Source organism: Neptuniibacter sp. QD37_11, from assembly GCF_047778105.1.
Taxonomy (GTDB): Bacteria; Pseudomonadota; Gammaproteobacteria; order Pseudomonadales; family Balneatricaceae; genus Neptuniibacter.
The window spans coordinates 2602474-2627523 of the sequence record NZ_CP180552.1 but is presented as its reverse complement, the minus strand read 5'-3'; the positions used below and the strand labels follow the sequence as shown (position 1 = coordinate 2627523).

Below are 25050 nucleotides of genomic sequence, written 5' to 3'. Positions count from 1 at the left end.
ACTTAATTCTCTTAATCTTCAGTATTGTGGATCCTATTATCGCTCTATTGTGACGTGAAATGGAGGTGAAGGTCAGCTAGAATCGGCAAAAAAATAGGGAGAAGCCTCATGCCATCATTCGATATTGTCTCTGAACTAGACTTACACGAAGTTACCAACGCTGTTGACCAGTCTAACCGTGAACTGCAGATGCGTTACGATTTTAAAGGTGTTGATGCGAGGTTTGAGCAAACTGAATCTACCGTGACTTTGCAGGCAGAAGTTGATTTTCAGCTGCAGCAGATGATGGATGTGCTTAAAACGAAGATGACCGGCCGCAAAATTGATATTCGTTGCTTAGAAATTAAAGATCCAGAAAAAGCTAATATGCGTGCACGTCAGGAAGTGATTCTTAAGCAAGGCCTAGATCAGCCATTGGCTAAAAAAATTGTAAAATTAATTAAAGATGCCAAGCTAAAGGTGCAGGCGCAGGTGCAGGGTGAGCAGGTGCGAGTAACAGGCAAGAAACGCGATGACTTGCAAAGTGTAATGGCGATGCTGCGCGAAGCAGATCTGGAATTACCTCTGCAGTTTAATAACTTCCGCGACTAAACCTACCTGTTACTGCCTCAACAAAGTCAGGTGAACGAGTTTTCACCTGACTAATCTTGTTCTAAGCAATCCAGAAGAAAGATCTCTTTGACCAGATCCTGCGAAGGTGTAGCTTCAAAGTCATCTACGCAGATAGCCCCGCTTTGTAATTTGCTGGTTAGCGTATCGCCTTGCCAATTAACGACTGAAATTCCCGTAGAGCGGTGAATGACTCTCAGGTAAGGGTTGTTACGTTCAAACCAAGCATCAATCATATAAGTCATCGGTATATCCCTCCTTGTTAAGTGCTAAGAAGAGTAACCTAGATTTATATGTATGTAAATGATAATGATTTACATTTAATTTCTTGGGCTGATCCAGATCAATATCAATACGGGTAGACCTATGATCGCAACGGCAGTGAAGAACCAGGGGTAGCCAAAGCTATCGACAAAGCCACCAGAGAAGCCGCCAAGAAATTTAGGGAATAGCAGCATCATCGAACTGAAAAGAGCATATTGTGTAGCTGAGTATTGAATATTTGTCAGGCTAGATAGGTAGGCGACAAAGGCCGCGGTAGCGATACCGCCACTCAAGTTATCCAGAGAGATAACGATTGTAAGTGCTGTGGTGTCATTACCGAGGGTTGCTAGCCAAGCAAATAGAAGATTGGTGAGGGAAACTAACAGCGCGCCTAAGAACAGGATCTTTCTCACGCCAAAGCGATTCACCAGAATACCGCCTAGCCCTGCGCCGACGATGGTCATAACTACGCCATAAATTTTGATGATTTGCGCTATCTCTTCCTTAGTAAAGCCCATATCGACATAGAAAACATTAGCGATAATTCCAAGGATAACGTCAGAAATTCGGTAAGTACCAATTAACGCAAGAATAATAAGGGCCTGCATACCGTAACGACGTATAAAGTCGATAAATGGGCAAGCAATCGCTATATAAGCCCAGCCTAAGAAGCGAGATAGAAAATTGGGAAGGTGCGCATTACGTTGAGTAAATTCAATAATTTTTTGTTGTTGTTCAAGCGTTTCAGTGTCCATCTCAACAGAAGCTGGTTCTTTTACTAAAAACGTAGTCATCATTCCCACAGACATTAAAGCCGCCATGATTAAGTAGGCATACTTCCATGAATTGATGTCATAGCTTGCAGGTGAAATTGAGGTCCACGCCGCAATAGCAAGTGCACCAGCACCCGCCACAATCATCGCAATACGATAGCCGGCCATATAAGTAGCGGCCATGGCGGCTTGTAAACGTTCGCCTGCCGATTCTATGCGATAGGCATCAATCACAATATCTTGGGTAGCGGAACTAAAAGCAACCACCAGAGCTAACAGGGCCATATATTGAAGGTTTTCATGGGGATTGGAGAAGGCAAGCCCTGTTAAACCGATGACTAGCAGGATCTGCGAAAGTAATAACCAGCTTCTGCGCCTACCAAGCCAAGTTGATAAGAAAGGGAGGCTTAAGCGATCAACTAAGGGGGCCCAAAGCCATTTGAAACCATAGGCTAAACCAACCCAGGAAAAATAGGTGATTAAACTCCGTTCAACGCCAGCTTCACGAAGCCAAAAAGATAATGTGCCAAAGACGAGCAAAATAGGAAGGCCAGAAGAGAAACCAAAAAACAGGAGTGTGATTGCTCTAGGGTGAAGATAGATTTTAGCTGTATCGAGCCAAGATTCAGTTTTGGAATCAACTGATGACATATATGACGCCTTCCGTGTAGTAGGCGTTTATTGTCTCTTTCGAATAGATCTATAGCAACTAAAAAGGCCCAGTAAAAACTGGGCCCAAAGTTTTTAGCATCAACTTGTCTGAAGGGGGGGACAAGTTGATGCTTAAACTTCTTAGAACTTGATGCGGATACCAGCAAGAATATCCATATCTAGATCTTGACCATCTTCATCAACGTCACTGATCTCAGCGAATAGACGAACATTTTTCTGAGCTGGGAACTTGTACACAACATTAGCGTAAGTTTGTTCTTTGTCAGATGCGCCATCTCGTTCTAGTTCAGAATGACCAATTGTGATTTTAGTTGTAGCTGAAGCTTTGAAAGAAGCACCAATGTGGAAAAACTCTTCATCGCTGTTAGCAGAAAGATTATTTTCTGCTTCACCGTAGTCAACTACAAACTCAGCGAAACCTGCATCGAACTGAGCGCTCACGCCCCAAAGATCTTTGTCTTCTTCGTCACCTGTGTTGGTGTTTTCTAGAGTCTGGTAACCAGCACCTAGCGTAACAACACCTAGATCAGCAGATACGAATAGTTCTGTAGACTCGCCGTCATCGCTGCCTTCGCCATCTGCTTCTAGTTCGTGGGATACCGCTAGTGTTACATTGTCGAATTCCGCATCAACGCGAATTACGTCATCGCCATCAGTGCTACCCGTTGCATCAAAGATAGATTCACCAGTGTATTCTTCGATCATGCCTTCGATAGCGAAATCATCAATCGCTTTATCCATCTTACCCACAGCAACAGATACGTTGTGAGCTTTTAGGCCTAGGTAAGCTTCTTCTAGGTTTTCTGTATTTTTGCCTTCAGCTTCGTTTTTGAAACCGAAATCTACCTGACCAAATGCTTGTAGGTCGTTACCTAGATCATAAGTGATAGTGTTTTTGATTTCTAAATCATCAAATTCCACTTCAGTATCTTTAGTTTTGCTAGCGTTGTCACGCAACTGAACCTGCCAGTCACCTTTGATTTTATACGTCAGGCCTTTATTTTCATAAACAGTCGCTGCAGTAGCAGTGTTAGCAGCAATAGCAGCAATAGCAGAAGCCAGGATCAGCTTTTTCATGTCTTCTCTCCAAGGAGTTTTAGTATAGGGTTATAAACTTGTAGAAACTTATTTGTTTTTAATAAGTTCTTTGAATGATTTTCTAGTGTTAAGGTCTGCCTGGTTGTACCAGTAAATAAGCATTTCCATTGCCATATTTTCTTTTTTAATAACATCGTTTTTTGTTTCTTTGTTATTGATGTTATTTGGGATATTTATTTTGCTTTTGGGTAAAGCAGCAACAGAGTTGCCTCTGTTGAATTTTGCTAATTCTTCTTCGAAATCACGGCTTAATTGGAATCCACTATTCTCAATAGTGTCGACCTTATAGCTGATGTTTTGATTGGCGCTATTTTTTAATGTCCAATTCTTATTCTTTTCGAACTCTTTTAAATCTTTGATTCTTTCGAACAGCGGTGCTGATAAAGTGATTTTTGTATCACTGCTTTCGAAAAGTAAGACAAAGGCTTTAGTTTTCTCTAGTTCAAAGTCATCGCCTTTTTTTATTTCAGCAGTGTAATCAACGAGGATCTGATTTAAACCATTTGGCAGATTATGCTTTGTACTACTGCTGAATAAACTGTCTGAATTAATTTCTTCGCCATTAACTGCAATTAGATTAACCCCTTCGCCCAATAAAAGAGAGTTATTAGCGTAAGAGTGATTTGTAGCAATTAATGAAACTGCAGTTAAAGTTGGTAATAAAATGGATTTTAAAACTTTCAAAATTATTGCCTTGAAAAAAATTAATTCGTTGTTGCGGCGCAATAATAGGTAGGTTTTATTTCAGAAATGTTTCTTTTTTATTGTGCTGGTAATTATTTTCTTTAAGTTTTTGTTACGTAGATGTTGCTGTTTTGAAACGCCTTTTTAATGTGTGGTTTATTTTTGATCGATTGCTTTGTTTTTACCCTGAAGTTAACCTGTTTCTCTTTATAGGTGTTGTTGAATTAATTTTTCTTAGCAATAACTTCATTTAATGTTAATTGATATGTCATTAACTAGGACTAGCTTTGATTTCTGGTGCCCAAGCGTAGGGCTATACGGAAAGATGCACTTTGATTTTTTTTAGTGGAATCACTATGAGCTATAACAATTCACATGATCTATGCAGTAATTTAAATCAGGAACAAGATTCAGAGTTTACTCAGCTAGCAGATAAAGCGGTTAGCCGTCGTAGCTTTTTGGCTGGGGCTGGCGCGCTAGGCTTAGGTACTTTTATCGGTATGTCACCTATTGCACAGTCTGTACAGGCAGCAATCCGAACAAAAGTTAAGAGTAAGCTTATCGGGTTTGAGCCTATTGCCAGTAGCACAGCAGATACAGTGGTTGTGCCAAAGGGCTATAAGGTGAGTAACCTTATCTCTTGGGGGGACCCTATCTTTGAGGGTGCACCAGAATTTGATCCAACAGGACGAGCGCCGGCGTCTGCTCAGGCACTGCAGTTTGGTGATAATACCGATGGCATGTCATTGTTTCCTTTATCTAGCGATCGTGCAGTACTAGCTGTTAACAACGAATACACCAACACTGATCTTCTGTATGACCACAAGGGCGACATGATGACCGCCGATGATGTGTTGAAAGCACAAAATGCACACGGCGTGTCTGTTTTTGAAATTCAACAAACCGCTAAGGGCTGGATCGTTGATCGTAGTGGTAAATTGAATCGTAGGATTACTGCAAATACCCCAATGCAGTTGACAGGGCCAGCGGCAGGGCATGATCTGCTTAAAACATCTGCCGATCCAACGGGTCGTGAAGTATTAGGTACCTTTAATAACTGTGCCAATGGTGAAACGCCTTGGGGCACATATCTAACTTGTGAAGAAAACTTCCATAAGTATTTTGGTACTGAGGATAAAGCCCATAGCATCCCGGCTGAACAACAACGCTATGGTTTAAAGGCGGAAGATAAGCGTTATCGGTGGAGTAAGTTTGATCAGCGTTTTGATCTGGCTAAAAACCCAAATGAGCCGAATCGTCATGGTTGGGTGGTAGAGATCGATCCGATGGATCCTGAGTCTAAGCCGCTTAAGCGTACAGCGCTTGGTCGCTTTAAACATGAGAATGCAGCTCTCATGGTTGATGACTCAGGTCATGTTGTGGTCTATCTGGGAGATGATGAGCGCGGTGAGCATCTGTATAAATTTGTATCAAAAGGTAAATATGATGCCAATGATCAGAGTAGAAATCGTGATCTTCTAGTTGATGGTACCCTATATGTAGCTAAGTTCAGTGCTGATCACGACGAACTAAAAGGCAAAGGCGAATGGCTGGAACTCACTTTCGGTAAGAATGGATTAACACCAGAGAATGGGTTTAACAGCCAAGCAGAAGTACTTATCCACACACGTTTAGCAGCAACGCAAGTGGGTGGAACGACCATGGATCGACCTGAATGGGTTGCCGTGCACCCTAATAAATCAAGTGCTTGCTGCACACTGACGAATAATAAGCATCGTGGCAAGAAAGAGGGCCAGCCTGTTGGTGGGCCAAATCCACGAGCGGAGAATAAGTACGGACAGATCGTACGTTGGACACCAATTGATGGTGACCATACGGCTACTGAATTCAGTTGGGATCTGTTCCTGATCGCGGGCAATCCAAGCATTCATCAAGAAGGGCTGTTAGCAGGTAGTAGTAACATTAGCACCGAAAATATGTTCAATAGCCCGGATGGGTTAGGTTTCGACAAAGGTGGCCGTCTATGGGTCATGACCGATGGTAAATACTCTAATGCCGATGATTTTGCTGGTATGGGTAACAACCAGATGTTGTGTGCAGATCCAGAAACGGGCGAAATTCATCGTTTCTTAACGGGGCCTGTTGCCTGTGAAGTGACAGGATTAACGTTCTCTCCAGATCAGAAAACCATGTTCGTAGGGATTCAGCACCCAGGAGAGAACGGTAAGCCTTCGCATTTCCCTGCTGGTGGCGACAGTAAGCCGCGTTCAACCATTGTAGTGATAACACGCGACGATGGCGGAGTGATTGGGGCTTAAGAGCAGTAATCTAAAAGCAATTAACAGGCACAAAAAAACCGGCGAAAGCCGGTTTTTTTATGGAGCTTGGAAGATTAAACGCGTAGGCCGCCGTCAACTTCGAAGCAACGACCGCTAACGTAGTCATTCTCAAGAATGAACGTAACAGTCTTAGCAATTTCTTCTGGCTTACCAAGACGCTTAGCTGGGATGCCTGCAGCAATTTTATCCAGAGCTTCTGGTTTCATGCTCATAACCATCTCAGTACCGATGTAACCTGGAGCGATGGAAGCAGCACGGATGCCGTAGCGAGCTAGCTCTTTAGACCAAGTAACTGCCATTGCTTCTACGCCAGCTTTAGTTGCTGTGTAGTTAGTCTGGCCCATGTTACCTGAACGAGAGATAGAAGAGATGTTTACGATGCAACCAGGAACGCCTAGGTCGATCATGTGAGCAGCAGCTTCACGAGCACATAGGAAAGTACCAGTTAGGTTAACATCCATAACCAGGTTCCACTGGTCCATAGACATCTTCTTAACAACTTTGCCAGTTTCGCGATCAACTTTCATGAATAGACCGTCGCGAGTGATACCAGCATTGTTAACTAGACCGTGTAGCGTGCCGAAATCAGCTACAACGTCATTGAATAGTTTTTCTACTTCGTCTTCTTTAGCTACGTTGCAGATGTAAGCGCGTGCTTCGACGCCTTTTTCCATGCAAAGGCCAACAGTCGTATCTAGATCTTCTTGGCTTAGGTCAGCTAGAGCAAGTTTTGCGCCCTGTTCAGCTAGTTCAAGTGCCATTGAACGACCAAGACCACGGCCACCACCAGTTACAACAATTACTTTATCTTTGAGTTCCATTTTAGGATTACCTTACTTCGGTTTGACTCTTTTTTGTGCGTTGCGTCATTGTGCAGAATTTAAACTTATCCCGCTTTCGCAAAAAAGTCTACTTGTTGCTCCATAGATTCATTTATCAATAAGTTTAATATACTCATGACCGGTATTTTTTTGATTTTTTGCAGATGCTAACTGTATGTTTTTAAATGATAATTTCGCAGTGCAAAAAGTATAGGTACTTTGGTATTGTTTTTTTTTTAGACGATTTTTTAGCACTTAAAACGTGAAATTTAGACTGGAAATGGTGGTTTAGGGTTGAAATTTTTTGGTCTGACCATAAAAAGAAAAGGGTATGTTTAGTAAAAAAATCTGGATCAATACCAGTTTAAATTTAGGCAGGTAGGACCTGTTTAGAAGCTCTATAATGACTCCTATTCTTATAGAGCGATCGATTATTTTTGAGGCAATAAATGAAGTTTCTTTTTCTGCTGTTCATCATCATCCCCATTATTGAAATCACAGTACTTATCAATGTAGGTGAAGCAATTGGGGCGTGGAACACAGTTGGTTTAGTGCTGTTGTCTGCATTTATAGGCGTAAATATGTTGCGCTACCAAGGCTTATCTACATTGGCACGAGCGCAGCAGCGTGCCCAGAATGGTGAGATTCCAGGCCAAGAGATGGTAGAAGGTATCGTGCTTGCTGTCGGTGGTGCTCTTTTAGTTACTCCAGGCTTTGTCACAGACGTGATTGGTTTTAGCTGTTTACTGCCATTTACTCGTAAAGCGTTTGCGAAAGCATTGTTTAGCCGCTTTAGTGTGATAGCTATGCAGCAGCAACATCAAAGTTCAGCTCAATTCTATGCGAATGACCCTTTCCAACATCAATCGCAGACGCATCAAACTCATGAGCAACAAGACCGTAATATTCGTTCAAATGATGTGATTGACGGTGAGTTTGAGCGCAAGGATTAATTTCTAGGCAAAAAAGTTGTTGGGTAGTGTTGAATTCATTTTTTATGCCCCAACCTAGAATTTCAAAGGGGTAAACAACTTAAGTTTGTTTGTCCCGATTCCAAACAAATATGTTTATTTTGGTCAGATAAAGATCAGGAGAAAGAACAGATGAAAATTCGTCCACTTCACGACCGTGTAGTTGTTCGTCGTAACGAAGAAGAAGCTACAACTGCAAGCGGCATCGTACTGCCGGGTTCTGCACAGGAAAAACCAAACCAAGGTAAAGTTATTGCTGTGGGTGAAGGTCGTCTTCTGGAAAATGGTGAGCGTCAAGCGCTGACTGTTCAGGTTGGGGATACAGTATTGTTTGGTGGCTACGCTAACACTGTGAAAGTTGACGGTGAAGAGCTACTAATTCTTAGCGAAGGCGAAATTTACGGTGTATTGGAAGACTAATCTTCTGGTTGAACTTTTCGCTTTACCTAATTGTTTAAAGAATTTGATTACAGGATTTTAGAAAATGGCTAAAGACGTACTATTTGGTAACGATGCTCGTCAACGCATGCTAGACGGTGTAAACATCCTAGCTGATGCAGTTAAAACTACTTTGGGCCCTAAAGGTCGTAACGTTGTACTGGACAAAGCCTTCGGTGCTCCAACTGTAACAAAAGACGGTGTATCTGTAGCTAAAGAGATCGAGCTTGAAGACAAGTTCGAAAACATGGGCGCACAGATGGTTAAAGAAGTAGCGTCTCAAGCAAACGATGTTGCAGGTGATGGTACTACGACTGCAACTGTACTGGCACAAGCAATCGTTAACGAAGGTCTTAAGTCTGTTGCTGCAGGCATGAACCCTATGGATCTGAAGCGCGGTATCGACAAAGCAGCAGCAGCTGTTGTTGCTCAGATTCAGGATATGGCTGTTCCATGTGCGGACAATAAAGCAATTGCACAGGTTGGTACTATCTCTGCTAACGCTGATACTCAGGTTGGTGAGATCATCGCTGAAGCGATGGCTAAAGTAGGTAAAGAAGGCGTTATTACTGTAGAAGAAGGTTCTGCACTTGAGAACGAACTAGACGTAGTTGAAGGTATGCAGTTTGACCGTGGTTACCTATCTCCTTACTTCATCAACAACCAAGACAATATGTCTGCTGAAGTTGAGCAGCCATTCATCCTGCTTGCTGATAAGAAAATTACAAACATCCGCGAACTACTACCAATTCTTGAGCACGTAGCTAAAGCATCTCGTCCTCTTCTAATCATCGCTGAAGATGTAGAAGGCGAAGCGCTAGCAACGCTAGTAGTTAACAACATGCGTGGTATCGTTAAAGTTGCTGCAGTTAAAGCGCCTGGTTTCGGTGATCGTCGTAAAGCGATGCTAGAAGATATCGCTATCCTTACTGGCGGTACTGTGATCTCTGAAGAAGTAGGTCTAACGCTAGAAGAAGCGACACTTGAACAGCTGGGTCAAGCTAAGCGCGTTTCTATCACTAAAGAAAACACAACAATCGTTGACGGTATCGGTGCTGCTGACAACATTGAAGCACGTGTTAACCAGATCCGTGCGCAGATGGAAGAGACATCTTCTGACTACGACCGTGAAAAGCTGCAAGAGCGTGTAGCTAAGCTTGCAGGCGGTGTTGCTGTAATCAAAGTTGGTGCAGCAACTGAAGTAGAAATGAAAGAGAAGAAAGCTCGTGTAGAAGACGCACTTCACGCAACTCGTGCTGCAGTAGAAGAAGGTGTAGTACCTGGTGGTGGTGTTGCACTTATCCGTGCACTAGCGTCTGTTGGTGAACTGAAAGGTGACAACCATGACCAGTCTGTAGGTGTTGAGCTGGCATTCCGCGCTATGGAAGCGCCTCTACGTCAGATCGTTGGTAACGCGGGTGAAGAAGGTTCTGTAATCGTATCTAAAGTACGTGAAGGCGAAGGTAACTTCGGTTTCAACGCTGCAAACGGCGAATACGGCGACATGATCGAGATGGGTATCCTAGACCCAGCTAAAGTTACTCGTTCAGCACTACAAGCGGCTGCATCTGTTGCAGGTCTTATGATCACAACTGAAGCAATGGTTGCTGATAAGCCTTCTGAAGGTGGTGCAGGCATGCCTGATATGGGCGGCATGGGCGGCATGGGCGGTATGGGCGGCATGATGTAATCATCCCCCTCGCTTATTTAAGCTTTAAAGAGCCCTGCATTTTTGCGGGGCTTTTTTTTTCCGCGTAAAATAGCGGGAATTTCAATTTAGTTAGTATATGGATAGCCATGAACCGCGACGACGATAATATTGAAGTACCGAATTTTGGGCCTGCCGATCCTGCTGGTGAAAACCGCTCAACGTCTTCAGCTATGCGACCTCGATCTGGTGATGCACCAGCCCCTGCGTCAGCGCCAGCCTCATCAGGTGGTGTGGTTCAATCCATCGTGATGGTTATTTTAGTCGTTGCGGTGTCTGTGCTTGGCTACTTTGGTTTTGAAATGTATCAATCTCAACAGGCAACGTTTGAAAAAGCACAGGATCAGATTGTTCAATTAGAAGCTTTGTTGAAAGAAGCAGAGCAGGGTGCAGCTGAGTCTGGTGAGCAGCTTCAAGGCAATGTGTCCTCGTTAGAGTCTGTTTTAAAGCAGAAAGACAAACAGTTAGATTCTGAAATTGCTAAGTTGTGGGATATTGCCCACAAAAAGAATAAGCCACTGATTGAGAAGCATGCAAAAGAACTCGCAGCTTTAAAGAAAACCCTTCAGGCGCAAGAAAAAACGGTTAAGTCTCTAAAATCTCAGATTGCTCAGCAGAAAAAAGAATTGGCGAGTGTTTCTGGTTTAAAGAAAACTGTGAATGCAGAAGTGGCTAAACTGACTAAACTTACTTCGCGTGTTGAATCTGAGATGCGCACCACAAATGAGCTGGCAAAAGAACAGATGGAAGATCTTTTGAAAGCGCAGCGTACTTTAACTGATCGTCTTGCTAAGTTAGAAGGCAAAAGCAATGCTGATCTAGAACGTAAAGTGAAAGTGAACGAGCAGGCTATTCGTGCCTTTGACGGTACGCGTCGTCAGTTAAATCAGGATCTCTTGCAGGTGCGTCAGAAGCTAAACAATATGCAATTGCTGCTTGAACAACGTTAGAGCGGCATAAATGATTTGAGATTCTGCTTTCAGGGTTTGCCAACAGGTCATCTTGAAGGCAGAATACGCTATTCCTCAAAAAAATAGGGATATAGTAAGCCTCTATGAACATCCGTGCTTTTTTTGCACTGACGCTACCTGATTCTGTTGTACGTTGGTTGGCTGATCACGCTGATACATTATGCGAGTTTGACCGCAAAACAGAAATCAATTGGGTGGATTCCGATCGCTATCATCTTACCTTGTGTTTCTTAGGTGATATCAATCTTAATCAGGTTGAAGAGTTGGAAAAGTGTGCCCGCGAAAAATTGGCTGACTTTAGCTCTTTTCAGGTACATATTAACAAAGCGGAATATTACAAAGTTAACAAAAAGTTAGCTTTAGTTGCTGCTTTACCTGATCTGCATGAGGAATTGCAGGTGCTGCATGAGTTGATGATCAATGTGGCAACTGAGGCTGGCCTTAACTATGAGGAAGATGATTTTAAACCTCATGTGACCTTAGGCCGTTTGCCAGGAAAAAATACGTTTAAAGCACCAAAAGAGTGGCCTGCGCTGGATATGTACAGTTTGGCTGATTCGGTGGTGCTATTTCAAAGTAAGCCGGGTGAAGATGGCTCTATCTACACGCCGCTGTTTGAGATTCCTTTAAAAGATCTGGCTTAACAGATCTTTTAACTTTTAATTCATACCTTATTAACTAGTCCCTTCATAACTATGCTAAATCCAGAATTATTGTCCCCTGCAGGGACTTTGAAAAATATGAAATATGCATTTGCTTACGGTGCAGATGCTGTTTATGCCGGTCAGCCTCGTTACAGTCTACGTGTGCGTAACAATGACTTTAATATGGATAACCTAGCAGAAGGGATCGATCTGGCTCACCAGTTGGGCAAGAAGTTCTTCCTAGCAAGTAACATTCTGCCTCATAACAGTAAGCTAAAAACATACATCGATGACTTGCGCCCAGTGATTGCGATGGGGCCGGATGCATTGATTATGTCTGATCCAGGCTTGATCTACTTAGTGAAAGAGCATTTCCCTGATGTGCCGATTCACCTGTCTGTTCAGGCAAATACCATGAACTGGGCTGCGGTTAAGTTCTGGCACTCCATGGGTGTTGAGCGTGTAATCCTATCTCGTGAGTTGTCCCTGGATGAAGTAGAAGAGATCAAACAGCGTTGCCCAGAGATGGAGATAGAAGTTTTTGTTCACGGTGCGCTTTGTATCGCTTATTCGGGTCGTTGCCTGCTATCTGGCTACATCAACAAACGTGATCCAAACCAAGGCACTTGTACCAATAGTTGCCGTTGGAAATACGATGCTCACGAAGCGAAAGTCGATGAATCGGGTGACGTAGTGCCCGTGGAGCAGTTTGATCCAAAAGCGGAAGAAGTAAACCCAGCATTGGGTGAAGGTAAACCAACGGATCAGATCTTCCTGCTTCAGGAAGAGACGCGCCCGGGTGAATATATGCCTGCTTTCGAAGATGAGCATGGTACATACATCATGAACTCTAAAGATCTTCGAGCAATTCAGCACGTACACCGTCTTGCTGAAATGGGCGTAGATTCTTTGAAGATCGAAGGTCGTACTAAGTCCCACTACTATGTGGCACGTACTGCTCAGACTTATCGTAAAGCGATCGATGATGCAGTCGCAGGTCGCCCATTTGACATGAGTTTGATGGATGAGCTAGAAAACCTAGCAAGCCGTGGTTACACAGAAGGCTTCTACCGTCGTCATGTTCATGATGAGTATCAGAACTACGAAACAGGTAACTCTGTAGGCGTACACCAGCAGTTTGTGGGTGAAGTGCTTGGTTATGCAGATGGCATGCTTGAGATTGATGTACGAAACCGCTTCCTTAAAGGCGATACACTTGAGCTAATGACGCCTCAAGGTAATCACAAGTTTAAACTTGATGAGATGATCGATAAGAAAGGAAAGTCTGCTGATGTTGCGCCAGGCTCTGGACATGTTATGAAGATTCCTATGAATCTGAATGCCGATCCAGAATACGCGTTGTTGATGCGTGATCTACCAAACGCACCTGAGTACAGTAGTCAGAAGTAGATGAGATGATCGCCGAGAAGTACCTGTTTAGGCATGCGTTGAGGCCGTTTTCATTCAGCGTTGCTTTGATTGTTTGTCTAACAGGTATTTTGAGTGCCTATCGCGAAGGCTTTGGCGATCCTTTTCTCGCGAGCTTAATCCTAGTGGCGGGTTTGCTTTTGCAAGCTGGGGTTAATCTAATTAATGACTACGCCGACCTTTCCCAGCCCAATCTTCAACTCTCTTCAGCTTCACAACAGCAGATCCGTTTTAATTTTAATCTGGGTTTAGGCTGTATTTTCTTTGCTGCCGTCATTGGTTGTTACCTCATTGCTGTATCTGGGATGTTGCTTCTGCTGATCTCAGTAATTGGAATCATTGGCGCGCTTGGATATACGCTTGAGCCGATAAACTACAAGCGTCGCGGTTTAGCGGTGTTTTTGGTGTTTTGGTTGATGGGTGTTCTGATGGTAAGCGGTGCTTACTATGTGCTGGCCAAAGAGCTATCGCATTCGGTCTTTTTGATCTCTATCCCTGTGTCTCTGTTTGTATCGCTACTTCTGCTGAGTAATGAACTGCGTGATTTCGAAGAAGATACAGCGGCGGGGATCAAAACGTTAACGGTGAAGATTGGCTATGCTCGAGCCTCTCAACTTTATAAAGCTCTACTGACCTGTATATATCTAGGTTGCTTGGCTTTGAGTATCAACGGATCTGTACCTTTCGCGTTGGTGATATTTTTATCCATCCCCTTTGTGATCAAACCATTAAAGCTATTAGCTTTAGATCCAGAGTCACGCCAGCCAATAACTAAAGCGACTGGGCGCTCCTTTTTGATCTTTGGCATTTGTTACTGCTCTGCGCTTCTTATTTGAGATCAAATAAATACGCTCTCATACCTCGTTTCTACATTAAGTAGTAAAAAAGATTGTGTGAGTACTACCAATGCCCGACACCTTATTGCGGTACTTTTGGTGTATACTCCCTTTCCAGTAAAAAACTCTCCTTTAAGAGAGAGTAAATGGGTATGAGTCAGGCGTGTTTGCACTAAGCATGGTTGAGTTTTAACTCCCTGATCCTTTATGACAAGAAGCTTTACTGGAGTCTCCGAATGAGCGTAATCCGCCAAGACGATTTCATCAGCAGCGTTGCTGATGCATTGCAGTTTATCTCTTACTACCATCCGCTTGATTTTGTTCAAGGCGTACACGAAGCCTACCTGAAGGAAGAAAACCCAGCGGCTAAAGACGCAATGGCGCAGATCCTTATCAACTCCCGTATGTGTGCTGAAGGTAAGCGACCTCTATGTCAGGACACAGGTATCGTTACTGTATTCCTGAAAGTAGGCATGAACGTAACTTGGGATGCTGAAATGAATGTAACTGACATGGTGAACGAAGGTGTTCGTCGTGCATACATGCATCCTGATAACGTTCTACGTGCTTCTATTCTTGCTGACCCAGCAGGTAAGCGCCAGAACACTAAAGATAATACGCCAGCTGTAATTCATTACGAAATTGTTGATGGTGACGAAGTAGAAGTTCACGTTGCAGCGAAAGGCGGCGGTTCTGAAAACAAATCTAAGATGGTTATGCTTAACCCATCTGACAGCATCGTTGATTGGATTGTTAAAACAGTACCAACAATGGGTGCGGGCTGGTGTCCACCTGGCATGCTAGGTATAGGTATTGGTGGTACTGCTGAGAAAGCGGCTGTAATGGCGAAAGAATCCCTAATGGATCCAATCGATATTCACGAGCTACGTGAGCGTGGTCCACAGAACCGTGTTGAAGAACTACGCCTAGAAATCATGGATGCAGTTAACGAACTAGGTATAGGTGCTCAGGGTCTAGGTGGTTTGACCACTGTTCTTGATATCAAAATCAAGGATTACCCAACACACGCAGCTTCACTGCCTGTTTGCATGATCCCTAACTGTGCAGCGACTCGCCACACTCACTTTACATTGAACGGTAGTGGCCCAGCGGTTCTTACACCACCAAGCTTGGATGATTGGCCAGATGTTACTTTCGAAGTGGGTTCCAACACACGTCGTGTAAATCTTGATGAGATCACTCCAGAAGCAGTTAAAGAGTGGAAAGTAGGCGAAACGATTCTGTTGAACGGTAAAATGTTGACAGGTCGTGATGCAGCGCACAAGAAAATGGTAGAGATGCTAAACAATGGCGAAGAGCTACCAGTTGATCTTAAAGGTCGCTTTATCTACTACGTAGGCCCAGTTGATCCAGTTCGTGATGAAGTTGTAGGCCCTGCTGGCCCAACAACGTCTACACGTATGGATAAATTCACTCGTCAGGTTATCGAAAGCACAGGCCTTCTGGGCATGATTGGTAAGTCTGAGCGTGGTCCTGTTGCAATTGACGCAATTAAAGACAACGAAGCTGTTTACCTAATGGCTGTGGGTGGTGCTGCTTACCTAGTATCTAAAGCGATCACTAACGCAGAGGTGCTTGCATTCCCAGAAATGGGCATGGAAGCGATCTACGAGTTTGAAGTTAAGGATATGCCTGTAACTGTTGCTGTAGATACCTCTGGTGAGTCTGTTCACACTACAGGCCCAGCTAAGTGGAAAGAGATTATTGCTAAACAAGCTTAATCAGCATTTAGCATAGTGATAAAAACGCAGCTACGGCTGCGTTTTTTGTGTCTGAAATATTGGGAATAAACTGCTTTTTGCTAAATAAGATTTCACTATATTAAGTTTTGTTGATCTGTGTTCGTATGTTCTATCTGTTTTATAAATATGCGAAGAAAAAACTGAGCAAGATCAATTTTTGTGCGCTGCAGCAGGAGTAGAGTGTTTGTAAAAGAAGTATTCATTTAGGGGAAAATGAATTATGAAAACTAAAATGATTTCTGCACTTGCTGTGAGCCTTTCTGTATCTCTATCTTCTGTTGCTATCGCTGATGACGAAGCGATGATGCAGGCTGCGGGTAAAGAAATTTTTAACAAGTGCACATCTTGTCACTCTCTAGATACAAGCAAAAATGCTTTCGGTCCTAGTTTGATCGGTGTTTTTGGCCGTAAAGCAGCAGCACTTCCGCGCTTTGCTTACTCTGATGCTCTACGTAACTCAGATATTACTTGGGACGAAGAAAACTTGCGTAAGTGGGTAGCGGGTAACGATCAATTCGTACCAGGCACTCGTATGCGTCACGTTGAGATTACAGATAAAGCTGAGCAGGATTACCTGATCGCTTACCTTAAAACGCTTTAATTAGTTGTTTTAATACCTGCTACAGTTAATCGAGAATGCCGCAAGCCACCACTCCTTGCGGCATTTTTTGTTGGTAAGGCGGCTTTGCTGCTAAGACGCCTCAAGCACTTTCTTCTGCTCTGCTAGGTAGCGAGGCATAGGGCCTGCGTCCTCATATATCTCTTCGCCATCTTCAATTCTGATCACCTTACTTCCTTGAATGTAGGGCATTTTAGCTTCTAACTCATTTAACGCCTCATGTATTAAGGTGGCGACAACATCGTCCTTGGAAAGTTTATACATGCTGGCTAAGGCTTCGAGCTTGACCGAATCGCTCTTATAGATGGAAAGCTGCTCTTCCTTGCGACCGTTAACTTTGCGCGCGCGTCCTTCCCATTCATCAAGTAGTTTAGAAAGACTTTCGTTACCCATAGCTTATCCCCTCCGATAAACAGATCTACTCTTTCAGTGTAGGAGCCTGCTTGGTTATTGCCAGAAAATCGGTGAGAATGGCGAATATAATTATCTTTCCACATCAAAATGATTTTATTGCATCAATCAGTATGCAAAGCAGGTTTATAAATGGCAGTAATTAAGGTTGTAGTAGGTTCGGTATACGGTAATGCGCTTGATGTCGCGGAGATGTGCTCACAAAAGTTAACTGAGCTGCAACACTCAGTAGAACTATTACGTAAGCCGGAAATTGCTCAGGTTGTCATACCGGAAACAGAAGTGATTTTAATCTGTACCTCAACAACAGGGCAGGGTGAAATTCCGCATAACCTACTGTCTTTCTATGACCAGTTACAAGATCAATTACCGCAGATGCCGACGGTTAAATACGGGGTAATCGCTTTAGGTGACAGTTCCTACGATACCTTTGCTGAAGCTGGCTATTTGATGGATAGTTTAATGCAGCAGCTGCAGGCACAAAAAATTGGGGATAACTTAGTGATTGATGCTTGTGAAACCATGGCTCCACTTGAAGAAGCAGAACCATGGTTAATAGAGTGGGTTAAAGGGCTTTAACTGTATTCGACTTCTTGAATCCGCTCTTGGGCGAGTAATAATTCAGTAAACTGTTCCTGTCGGATCGGTTTGCTGAATAAGAAGCCTTGGAGCTGATCGCAGCCCTCTTGTTCCAAAAAGGCCCGTTGAGCAGGTGTTTCAACACCCTCTGCACAGACTTTCAGATCTAGGGTATGACCCAGTAGAATTACTGCTTTGGCAATGGCTTCATCGTCCGGATCACTTGGGATATCCCTCACCAAGGATTGATCAATTTTGACTTTAGTTATGGGCAGTTGCTTTAGGTAACGTAGCGAAGAGTAGCCTGTTCCGAAGTCATCCAAAGCGAGATGAACACCTTGTTGCCTCAACGCTTGGAAAGTCGCCGTTGCTTCCTTTTCATGTTCAAGTAGAAAGGTCTCTAGTATTTCCAGCTCTAACATATCTGCCGGTATTTCGTATTTGTACAGCAGCGTTTGAACTTCTGATGGAAGATCTTGTTTGGTGATCTGGTCACTTGCCAGATTGACTGCTAAACGGAAGTTATTCAGTCCAGCTTTTCTCCAGCGAGAAAGTTGTGCACAGGCTTCTTCTAAAACCCAGTTACCCATCTTTGTTAGTAAGCCAATTTCTTCGGCAATGGATAGGAACTGTCCAGGAGGAATAAGCCCCATCTCAGGGTGTTCCCAACGGATAAGTACTTCAGCACCAATGACTTTTTCTCCGGTCGCATCCATCTGCGGCTGGTAAAAAAGTACAAATTGTTTGTCTGCCACAGCTTTTCGCAATTCAGGCTCTAACCTAATCCACTCTTCAACAGTTTCCGATAGTTCTGGCTGGAAGAATGCGTAGTTATTACGACCTGAATCTTTAGCTTGATTCAGTGCGATATCAGCATTTTTAGTGACCGTATCTGAATCATCACCATGATCAGGGGAGAGCGCGACACCTATACTTGCTGTGGTGAAATAGTCTTTACCATCTAATTGGAAAGGCTGTTCCATTGCTTCGACGATTGCATCGGCAATAGTTGCTGCATCAGCTGCGTGTTCTAACTCTTCAAGTAATATGGCGAATTCATCTCCGCCTATCCGTGCAAGGGTATCACGAGTACTTAATGTTTTATTTAAACGCTCTGTTACTTGCAACAGCAGTTGATCACCATATTTATGACCTAAGCTGTCATTAATGTGCTTAAAGCGGTCTAGATCTAACTGAAGCATGGCAATCTTTTCGTTAGATTCCCTGTGGGTCAGGGCATGTTCTAGTCGAGCGCCAAACAACAAGCGGTTAGGTAGATTCGTTAGCGGATCGTGGTGTGCTAGATGAGAGAGCTTTTCTTCAGAGGCTTTGATATTACTAATATCAGCATTCACACTTACAAAGTGAGTGAGTTTATGCGTCTCTGGATCGTGAACGGCATTAATGCTCACCCAATGAGGCGCTACCTCACCATTTTTGCGGCGGTTCCATATTTCACCTTGCCAGTGACCCTCTTCAGCAAGCGCTGCCCACATGTTTTGGAAGAAATCTTTATCATGTCTTGGTGATTTAAGCAGAGAGGGGCTTTTACCAATCAACTCTTCACGACTGTAACCGCTGAGATCAGAATAGGCGCGATTGACATCAATAATCTTATTATTGCAATCGGCAATCATGATCCCTTCATTGGTGCTCGAAAAGGCGATACCCGCTAAGCGTAACTGTTCGATAGATGCTTTCTCTGGGGTTATATCGAGTAAAACCCCGTTCCAAAGCGAAGGGTCGAGTTTATTGGAAGTATCCGGTAAAGATGAGCCGCGAATCCAACGTAGATCACCATTTCGGTGGAATACACGAAACTCATGTGACCAAGGTAGCTTGTGCTGACTCGTATGAATAATACTTGCCCACAGGCTTGGTTGATCTTCTGGGTGTACCTGTTTCCAGAATTGGCGAAAGTCTTCTGTTGCTTCTTCTGCAGAGACGCCTGAAATTTGTTCTATCCCTTGGCCTATATAGATAAATTCCTGCTTGAGATCGGGCGTTAATCGATATTGGTAAACAACACCCGGCATTGCATTGGTGATGTTTTGTAAAAGGTTCTCGGAATGTTCTAGGAACTGTTGGGCTTTCTGTCTCTTTAGGACAATACCAATTATATTGGCAGCTGCTTCTAAAAGTTGATGATGGAATGCAGTTGGTGTTCTGGTTTTGGGGCTAGAGATTGCAATACTGCCTGCAACATGTTCAGAATCGATACGAATTGGATAGGACCAACAGGCTTTGATTCCTAATTCTTTGCCAACATCCCGGAAACTTTCCCAGCAGTCGGCCTGTTCTATATCAGAAACATAAACAGGGTTACCCGTATACACAGCAGTGCCGCAAGATCCTGCCTCTGGGCTCGGTACTAGACCATTTAGAAGTGCGAGCGATGCTTTAGGAATACTGGGGGCGCAGACAACGGACAGGTGTCGATTACTGCTATTCAGTAGCATTATAGAAGCGATACTATCCGCGACGCAGTTTTCAATAAACTGACAAACCGACGTAAAGATGGAGTCGGGTTGTGCGTCTAAAACGATCTCTTCAAGAACTTGGTTCTGCAAATGCAGAATAGTATTTAGCTCTTCTGCGCTAGTTTGACCCTGGTTTACAGTGTCTTTTTCGGGTGCATCGGTGTGCATTTGTATGTCTTAATTATTCTTATATTTTTTGTTAACTGCACGAGCTGAATAGTACGATTTCTTGTCATTTTTATGCAGAACAGCCTCACCCGACTGCGATGACAATGGAATAGAAACTTATCAAAAAGTAGTTCTTAAGTTTCGTCCAGCTAACTTATTTTTATTACTGAGGCAAATCCATATAAAAATCAGGTAATTTGCCCGGCTCTACTCAAGTGCGCGGCAGTATAACTTACTGTAGTTAAATGAGTTAGTCTTTATATAGAATATTAGTGAATATATTAGTTATACCAGAATGTTCTACTGCTAATCTTTTGATTTATATTAAATTTTCATGTCACGGAAGGTGAGGTTTATGCGAGGTGGTATTACTTTTCTGGTTTTTGGGATGCTGTGTTGCCAGTGCTTTTGTACTTGATCTCCCATCCATAATAGTGAGCCGGAGGGTAAGTTAAGTTCATGGCGTTGATCGGTTGTCGATTTTAATAGGAAACGTCGACTACTGCCTAGCGAGACACTGGCTATCTTCGGGTTGTCACCTAATTCTGGTTCATTATCCCTATGCCAGCCCATACTATCATTACCGTCGCGATACAGGTTTATGAGCACGGCGTTGAAAGAGGTATCTGTGTATTCTTCGACACGCTTCTTTATCTCCGCAACAACAGGATGCCAAGGGTTATCGGCTAAGGTTAAACCGGAATAGGTATAGGTTATGCCAGAATCAGCCATAAAGGCTTGTAAGCGCGGAATAGAAACCCATTTACCAAACATTCGGATCTTGTCTTGTTGCCAAGATACCTCTTCGTATAATGAGGTGTAAAAATACTCGGCTTCGTCTGGATTTATAAATGTAGGATCAAGCCAGCAGTCCAGATCATCGGCAACATAGTTTTTCACATTTAGATCCACTTCAGCACGGCTTCGCTTAACGTATGACTAATATCAATATCATTACTTTTGTGAGGCACACTGTTGCAGGTAACGATATTGGCTTTTATAGCGAGTGCATTAAAGTCTTCATCAGAAAACAGTCCATGCACTCCGATACAAGTGGGGGACTTTAACCCAAGCTGATGCAGGTGGGTAAGGGTTTCTAACATGGTTTTACCGCTCGAAATAATATCATCTACCAGCACGGGGGTATGATCTTTCCAATGTTCGATTTCAGGCGCTGACACTTCGACAGAGTAATCCCCATGACGTACTTTCTCTAATACTTGGAAAGGTGCTTCGGCTAAATGTGCAACTTCGCTCACCCATTGTTCGCTTTCACTATCAGGGCCAATAAGTAGAGGCTTTGCAATATGTTGATTTATCCACTCGGCAATCATGGGGGCTGCATGAACTACGGAGCTTTTTAAACTGTAGATCTCATCTAGGGAGTTGTATCGGTGTAGATGGGGATCCAGTGTGACTAGCCAGTCGAAATGTTCTGAGAGAAGTTGGGCAAAAGGACGTGATGACACTGCTTCCCCCGGATGAAAGGCTTTATCTTGGCGCATATAAGCGAGGTAAGGAGTTACTAACCCGATGCGAGCAGCTCCTAGGGATTTCAGTGTATGGGTTAGAAAAATGAGTTTGAGAATTTTGTCATCGGGATGATGCAAGTTACAAAGCACAATAACGGAACGATGTTGGCACTCGCTTAATACGCGTAGATAGCTTTCGCCGTCAGGGAAATTTCGAAGATCCAACTTTCCGACTTCTGCATTGACCTCAATCGCAAGGGCTTGTGCAAGGTCGTGGTCACTTTCTAAATTGAATAGAATTGGCAGCATTTTATGACGACTCCTTACCAGCAATAATGTGGACAATATCCGAATGATCTTCTAAATAATCGACGGCGTAACTTAGCTCACCCGAGCTTTCCGCATGGATGGTTAGCAGAGGTTGATTAAGATCGATTTTATCACCTAGCTTACAATGCATATCTACTCCTGCTGCTAAGTCGGCTGGAGCACCGGCTAATTTGGCCACTTTAGCGAGCTTACGATTATTAATTTGATCAACGATGCCTGTTGTCTGGGCAATTAATTCATAACGGTAGGGCGCAATTGGTGGTGTTTTAAGACCCCCCTGAGCTTTACAGATCGCCTGAAACTTCTCCCAAGCCGCCCCAGACTCCAAAATCCTAAGGGCTTGTGTATAGCCTTCGCCCTCTGGCAAATCATTGATCAGATCTAACATGGCGCCTGCAACTTCTGCGGCACGCTGCCGTAAGTCTGTGGGCATATCTTTTTGATTTTGCAGTACCAATAAAATATCCCGTGCTTCAAGTGCAGGCCCTATGCCTCTACCTATAGGTTGAGATCCATCGGTCAGTAGCGTATGCACAGTCAGCCCTAGAGTACTAGCTACTGCTTTAAAGCTATCTGCAAGTGCTTGTGCAGACTCTTGGCTTCTTACTTTTGCGGTTTCGCCGACCGGAATATCAATCACAACGTGAGTAGCACCCGCGGCTATTTTTTTTGAGAGCACTGATGCAATCAGTTGGCCTTCACTGTCGATATCTAAAGCACGCTCTACTTGGATTAGTAGATCATCAGAAGGGGAGAGTCGCACTGATCCTCCCCAAGCTAGGCAGCCACCTTCTTGTTCAACTACAGAACGCATCTGCTCTAAGCTCAAGCTGACATTAGTTAAAGTCTCCATGGTATCGGCAGTCCCGGCAGGAGAGGTAATGGCCCGTGAAGATGTTTTAGGCATAGTCAATCCAGCAGCTGCTAGAATTGAAACAATAATGGGGGTTGTACGATTGCCGGGTAACCCGCCCACACAATGTTTATCCACAACTTGTGGCAAGCCCCATTCGATTTGGCTGCCAGAATCGACCATTGCGCGGGTTAGATCGGTGATCTCTCGGATACTTAGTTTGTCTGATCCACAGGCCGTAATAAACGCAGCTAGGTGCACATCGGCATAGCGCCCTGCGACAATATCATCGATGATTTCACGCAGTTGTTCTTGGCTGAGTTCGCTACCAAATACTTTAGCGCGCAGATAGGAGAGGGATTGCACGGGTTTAGGGTGAGATAACCAAACAGAATTCCCCTCTCTCAGCTCCATTCTTTTCCAAGCAGATTCGGAAAAGCCGATCTCACCGGGCATTAAAAGGTTGCTTGTTACCATATTGAGGGTAGCGATCAGGTGTTTTCGTTCCGTCCGAACCATCACCCGAGAGAGGGCAGAAAAACCCTCAGAGCGGCAAACTGGACTATCCTGACGAAGGTAAATCGTGGGTTCTTGATGTGTATCTAACCCAAGTCGACAAGCGCTTAAAGGGGCCATAGGTTCTGACATCTTTGATATTCCCTTTTCCCTGTATCAATTACAGTATATGAGTGATTAAGCGGATGGAAAACCTTGTTGATATAGAACTATGTAATAGCAACTGGATGAGGTGACATGACATGATGGATTTAGCCACAGAAGCTTGTGAAAGCTGCCATAAAGATAGCCAAGCTTTAAATGAGTCAGAAATAGCGATGTTACTGAAGTCGCTGCAAGATTGGGACGTTGTTCACATGGACGGTGTTCCTACGCTGCAACGTAATTTTAAATTCAAAAATTTTGTCGAGGCCTTAGCGTTTACAAACAAGGTAGGGGAGTTAGCAGAAGCTCGAGATCACCACCCAGATATATTAACGGCCTGGGGGCGAGTCCATCTCACCTGGTATACCCATGCTATATCAGGTTTACACCGAAATGATTTCCGCTGCGCAGCTGCTTCTGATCAGTTATTTAACTGAGAGATAAAAATTTATTGTTTTAGGGCAAGATTACTTAATTAGATAATTCCACCAGAGAAATAACTACTGTTAGAATGAAGCTTCACTTTTTCTTGCGGAGCTTTACGTAAATGGAACGTAGATTCAGGCTGGTTTTGGCGTGTCCCGATAGAGTGGGCATTGTGGCGATGGTAAGTAACTTTATCTCTAGCCATGGTGGCTCGATCTCTGACGCTAACCAACATTCTGATAGTACAACCGGCTGGTTCTTTATGCGTGTAGAGATTAGTGCGACAACGCTACCTTTCTCCCTCGAAGAGTTAAAGTCTGCTTTTGCACCGATAGCGCAATCCTTCAATATGGATTGGGATATCACTGACTCCGCTACCCCTAAGCGTGTGATTTTGATGGCAAGCCGAGAAGCACATTGTCTTGCTGATTTACTCTATCGTTATCATGAAGGTGAATTAGACTGTGAGATCCCTTGTGTCATCTCCAACCACGACGATCTACGCAGCATGGTCGAATGGCATAATATTCCTTTCTATCATGTGCCTGTGGATAAAGAGAATAAACAGCCTCACTTTGAGGAAGTGAGCCGTTTAATCCGCGAACACTCTGCGGAAACGGTCGTGCTTGCGCGTTACATGCAGATCTTACCGTCGGACATCTGTGCTGAATATGCTCATCGCATCATTAATATCCACCACAGCTTCTTACCGTCTTTTGCCGGTGCTAAGCCATACCATCAAGCCCATGAGCGTGGTGTAAAACTGATTGGTGCAACCTGTCACTATGTGACTGAAGAGCTAGATGCAGGTCCGATCATTGATCAGGATGTAGTACGCATCAGCCACCGCGATCTGCCAGAAGATATGGTGCGTTTAGGACGTGATGTAGAAAAGACAGTTCTTTCCCGTGGTTTGCGTTGGCACTTGGAAGATAAGATCTTAGTGCAGGGTAATAAAACGGTTGTTTTCAATTAATTATTTTAATTGAGCAAAAATCACAAAAGCTGCTTAGGGGCCATAAGTTGGCTCTTCTCCCTACAAGGAATTAGCCCGTTGAGCATTAACTTATTC

Annotated in this window: 24 protein-coding genes; 14 read left to right on the top strand and 10 right to left on the bottom strand. The window is 43.7% G+C overall.

Annotated elements, in window-relative coordinates:
• The first annotated feature begins 108 nt into the window (after window positions 1-108).
• Window positions 109-591 (top strand): YajQ family cyclic di-GMP-binding protein, encoded by a 483-nt coding sequence (locus ACMXYT_RS12175; protein ID WP_415881985.1) that lies wholly within the window; start codon window positions 109-111, stop codon window positions 589-591.
• A gap of 50 nt (window positions 592-641) precedes the next feature.
• Here ACMXYT_RS12175 and ACMXYT_RS12170 read toward each other — a convergent pair whose 3' ends face one another.
• From ACMXYT_RS12170 to ACMXYT_RS12155, 4 genes are all read right to left on the bottom strand, one after another.
• Window positions 642-854 (bottom strand): hypothetical protein, encoded by a 213-nt coding sequence (locus tag ACMXYT_RS12170; protein ID WP_415881983.1) that lies wholly within the window; start codon window positions 852-854, stop codon window positions 642-644.
• 75 nt (window positions 855-929) lie between these two features.
• Window positions 930-2297, bottom strand: a complete 1368-nt coding sequence (locus ACMXYT_RS12165) for an AmpG family muropeptide MFS transporter (protein WP_415898893.1) — start codon at window positions 2295-2297, stop codon at window positions 930-932.
• A gap of 141 nt (window positions 2298-2438) precedes the next feature.
• On the bottom strand, window positions 2439-3395 hold the full coding sequence (locus ACMXYT_RS12160) for a porin (RefSeq protein ID WP_415898892.1): 957 nt from the start codon (window positions 3393-3395) through the stop codon (window positions 2439-2441).
• Between the two features lie 48 nt (window positions 3396-3443).
• On the bottom strand, window positions 3444-4100 hold the full coding sequence (locus ACMXYT_RS12155) for a DUF2057 family protein (protein WP_415898891.1): 657 nt from the start codon (window positions 4098-4100) through the stop codon (window positions 3444-3446).
• A gap of 356 nt (window positions 4101-4456) precedes the next feature.
• On the opposite strand from ACMXYT_RS12155, the gene ACMXYT_RS12150 reads away from it, so the two are divergent.
• Complete coding sequence (locus ACMXYT_RS12150; protein ID WP_415898890.1) at window positions 4457-6379, top strand: PhoX family protein; 1923 nt, start codon at window positions 4457-4459, stop codon at window positions 6377-6379.
• A 74-nt stretch (window positions 6380-6453) separates the two neighbouring features.
• Here the strand turns inward: ACMXYT_RS12150 and ACMXYT_RS12145 are convergent, their stop codons facing one another.
• Window positions 6454-7221, bottom strand: a complete 768-nt coding sequence (locus ACMXYT_RS12145) for an SDR family oxidoreductase (protein ID WP_415881978.1) — start codon at window positions 7219-7221, stop codon at window positions 6454-6456.
• A 449-nt stretch (window positions 7222-7670) separates the two neighbouring features.
• Here ACMXYT_RS12145 and ACMXYT_RS12140 point away from each other — a divergent pair, with 449 nt between their 5' ends.
• The 9 genes from ACMXYT_RS12140 to ACMXYT_RS12100 all read left to right on the top strand — a co-directional run bounded on the left by ACMXYT_RS12140 (window position 7671) and on the right by ACMXYT_RS12100 (window position 16581).
• Window positions 7671-8174, top strand: coding sequence for an FxsA family protein (locus ACMXYT_RS12140; protein ID WP_415881977.1), 504 nt, complete (start codon window positions 7671-7673; stop codon window positions 8172-8174).
• Between the two features lie 150 nt (window positions 8175-8324).
• On the top strand, window positions 8325-8612 hold the full coding sequence (locus tag ACMXYT_RS12135; protein ID WP_415881976.1) for a co-chaperone GroES: 288 nt from the start codon (window positions 8325-8327) through the stop codon (window positions 8610-8612).
• 64 nt (window positions 8613-8676) lie between these two features.
• The gene (groL, locus tag ACMXYT_RS12130) at window positions 8677-10320 is read left to right on the top strand and encodes a chaperonin GroEL (RefSeq protein ID WP_415898889.1); all 1644 of its coding nucleotides are present in this window, start codon (window positions 8677-8679) and stop codon (window positions 10318-10320) included.
• A 107-nt stretch (window positions 10321-10427) separates the two neighbouring features.
• Window positions 10428-11288: a hypothetical protein gene (locus tag ACMXYT_RS12125; protein ID WP_415898888.1), complete on the top strand. Its 861-nt coding sequence runs from the start codon at window positions 10428-10430 to the stop codon at window positions 11286-11288.
• A 104-nt stretch (window positions 11289-11392) separates the two neighbouring features.
• Window positions 11393-11953 carry an RNA 2',3'-cyclic phosphodiesterase gene (gene thpR, locus ACMXYT_RS12120; protein ID WP_415898887.1) on the top strand — a complete coding sequence of 187 codons (561 nt, stop codon included), beginning with the start codon at window positions 11393-11395 and terminating at the stop codon, window positions 11951-11953.
• Between the two features lie 51 nt (window positions 11954-12004).
• Window positions 12005-13363 (top strand): tRNA 5-hydroxyuridine modification protein YegQ, encoded by a 1359-nt coding sequence (gene yegQ, locus ACMXYT_RS12115; RefSeq protein WP_415898886.1) that lies wholly within the window; start codon window positions 12005-12007, stop codon window positions 13361-13363.
• A gap of 5 nt (window positions 13364-13368) precedes the next feature.
• Entirely contained in the window at window positions 13369-14217 is an 849-nt protein-coding gene (locus ACMXYT_RS12110) for a prenyltransferase (RefSeq protein WP_415911488.1), read from the top strand.
• Between the two features lie 236 nt (window positions 14218-14453).
• Entirely contained in the window at window positions 14454-15959 is a 1506-nt protein-coding gene (locus tag ACMXYT_RS12105; protein ID WP_007022383.1) for a fumarate hydratase, read from the top strand.
• A gap of 241 nt (window positions 15960-16200) precedes the next feature.
• Window positions 16201-16581 (top strand): c-type cytochrome, encoded by a 381-nt coding sequence (locus tag ACMXYT_RS12100; protein WP_415898884.1) that lies wholly within the window; start codon window positions 16201-16203, stop codon window positions 16579-16581.
• Between the two features lie 90 nt (window positions 16582-16671).
• Here ACMXYT_RS12100 and ACMXYT_RS12095 read toward each other — a convergent pair whose 3' ends face one another.
• Window positions 16672-16992, bottom strand: coding sequence for a hypothetical protein (locus ACMXYT_RS12095; RefSeq protein ID WP_415881968.1), 321 nt, complete (start codon window positions 16990-16992; stop codon window positions 16672-16674).
• Window positions 16993-17142: 150 nt separating this feature from the next.
• Between ACMXYT_RS12095 and ACMXYT_RS12090 the strand changes: the two genes are divergently transcribed.
• Window positions 17143-17589, top strand: coding sequence for a flavodoxin (locus ACMXYT_RS12090; RefSeq protein ID WP_415898883.1), 447 nt, complete (start codon window positions 17143-17145; stop codon window positions 17587-17589).
• Here the strand turns inward: ACMXYT_RS12090 and ACMXYT_RS12085 are convergent.
• The 4 genes from ACMXYT_RS12085 to ACMXYT_RS12070 all read right to left on the bottom strand — a co-directional run bounded on the left by ACMXYT_RS12085 (window position 17586) and on the right by ACMXYT_RS12070 (window position 23540).
• On the bottom strand, window positions 17586-20237 hold the full coding sequence (locus ACMXYT_RS12085; protein WP_415911487.1) for an EAL domain-containing protein: 2652 nt from the start codon (window positions 20235-20237) through the stop codon (window positions 17586-17588). The two genes, ACMXYT_RS12090 and ACMXYT_RS12085, sit on opposite strands and share 4 nt — an antisense overlap.
• 324 nt (window positions 20238-20561) lie before the next feature.
• A complete protein-coding gene (locus ACMXYT_RS12080; protein WP_415898881.1) occupies window positions 20562-21137 on the bottom strand; it encodes an alpha-ketoglutarate-dependent dioxygenase AlkB family protein in 576 nt (191 codons plus the stop codon).
• 2 nt (window positions 21138-21139) lie between these two features.
• The gene (locus ACMXYT_RS12075) at window positions 21140-22018 is read right to left on the bottom strand and encodes a ribose-phosphate pyrophosphokinase (protein WP_415911486.1); all 879 of its coding nucleotides are present in this window, start codon (window positions 22016-22018) and stop codon (window positions 21140-21142) included.
• A 1-nt stretch (window position 22019) separates the two neighbouring features.
• Window positions 22020-23540, bottom strand: a complete 1521-nt coding sequence (locus ACMXYT_RS12070) for a thymidine phosphorylase family protein (RefSeq protein WP_415898879.1) — start codon at window positions 23538-23540, stop codon at window positions 22020-22022.
• 110 nt (window positions 23541-23650) lie between these two features.
• Here ACMXYT_RS12070 and ACMXYT_RS12065 point away from each other — a divergent pair, with 110 nt between their 5' ends.
• Window positions 23651-23989, top strand: a complete 339-nt coding sequence (locus ACMXYT_RS12065; protein WP_415898878.1) for a 4a-hydroxytetrahydrobiopterin dehydratase — start codon at window positions 23651-23653, stop codon at window positions 23987-23989.
• 110 nt (window positions 23990-24099) lie between these two features.
• Entirely contained in the window at window positions 24100-24954 is an 855-nt protein-coding gene (gene purU / locus ACMXYT_RS12060; protein WP_415898877.1) for a formyltetrahydrofolate deformylase, read from the top strand.
• Window positions 24955-25050 lie beyond the last annotated feature (96 nt).

Coding starts and splice junctions, on each gene's coding strand:
- ACMXYT_RS12175 (WP_415881985.1), top strand. CDS start 109: ATGCCATCATTCGATATTGTCTCTGAACTAGACTTACACGAAGTTACC.
- ACMXYT_RS12170 (WP_415881983.1), bottom strand. CDS start 854: ATGACTTATATGATTGATGCTTGGTTTGAACGTAACAACCCTTACCTG.
- ACMXYT_RS12165 (WP_415898893.1), bottom strand. CDS start 2,297: ATGTCATCAGTTGATTCCAAAACTGAATCTTGGCTCGATACAGCTAAA.
- ACMXYT_RS12160 (WP_415898892.1), bottom strand. CDS start 3,395: ATGAAAAAGCTGATCCTGGCTTCTGCTATTGCTGCTATTGCTGCTAAC.
- ACMXYT_RS12150 (WP_415898890.1), top strand. CDS start 4,457: ATGAGCTATAACAATTCACATGATCTATGCAGTAATTTAAATCAGGAA.
- ACMXYT_RS12145 (WP_415881978.1), bottom strand. CDS start 7,221: ATGGAACTCAAAGATAAAGTAATTGTTGTAACTGGTGGTGGCCGTGGT.
- ACMXYT_RS12140 (WP_415881977.1), top strand. CDS start 7,671: ATGAAGTTTCTTTTTCTGCTGTTCATCATCATCCCCATTATTGAAATC.
- ACMXYT_RS12135 (WP_415881976.1), top strand. CDS start 8,325: ATGAAAATTCGTCCACTTCACGACCGTGTAGTTGTTCGTCGTAACGAA.
- groL (WP_415898889.1), top strand. CDS start 8,677: ATGGCTAAAGACGTACTATTTGGTAACGATGCTCGTCAACGCATGCTA.
- ACMXYT_RS12125 (WP_415898888.1), top strand. CDS start 10,428: ATGAACCGCGACGACGATAATATTGAAGTACCGAATTTTGGGCCTGCC.
- thpR (WP_415898887.1), top strand. CDS start 11,393: ATGAACATCCGTGCTTTTTTTGCACTGACGCTACCTGATTCTGTTGTA.
- yegQ (WP_415898886.1), top strand. CDS start 12,005: ATGCTAAATCCAGAATTATTGTCCCCTGCAGGGACTTTGAAAAATATG.
- ACMXYT_RS12110 (WP_415911488.1), top strand. CDS start 13,369: ATGATCGCCGAGAAGTACCTGTTTAGGCATGCGTTGAGGCCGTTTTCA.
- ACMXYT_RS12105 (WP_007022383.1), top strand. CDS start 14,454: ATGAGCGTAATCCGCCAAGACGATTTCATCAGCAGCGTTGCTGATGCA.
- ACMXYT_RS12100 (WP_415898884.1), top strand. CDS start 16,201: ATGAAAACTAAAATGATTTCTGCACTTGCTGTGAGCCTTTCTGTATCT.
- ACMXYT_RS12095 (WP_415881968.1), bottom strand. CDS start 16,992: ATGGGTAACGAAAGTCTTTCTAAACTACTTGATGAATGGGAAGGACGC.
- ACMXYT_RS12090 (WP_415898883.1), top strand. CDS start 17,143: ATGGCAGTAATTAAGGTTGTAGTAGGTTCGGTATACGGTAATGCGCTT.
- ACMXYT_RS12085 (WP_415911487.1), bottom strand. CDS start 20,237: ATGCACACCGATGCACCCGAAAAAGACACTGTAAACCAGGGTCAAACT.
- ACMXYT_RS12075 (WP_415911486.1), bottom strand. CDS start 22,018: ATGCTGCCAATTCTATTCAATTTAGAAAGTGACCACGACCTTGCACAA.
- ACMXYT_RS12070 (WP_415898879.1), bottom strand. CDS start 23,540: ATGTCAGAACCTATGGCCCCTTTAAGCGCTTGTCGACTTGGGTTAGAT.
- ACMXYT_RS12065 (WP_415898878.1), top strand. CDS start 23,651: ATGATGGATTTAGCCACAGAAGCTTGTGAAAGCTGCCATAAAGATAGC.
- purU (WP_415898877.1), top strand. CDS start 24,100: ATGGAACGTAGATTCAGGCTGGTTTTGGCGTGTCCCGATAGAGTGGGC.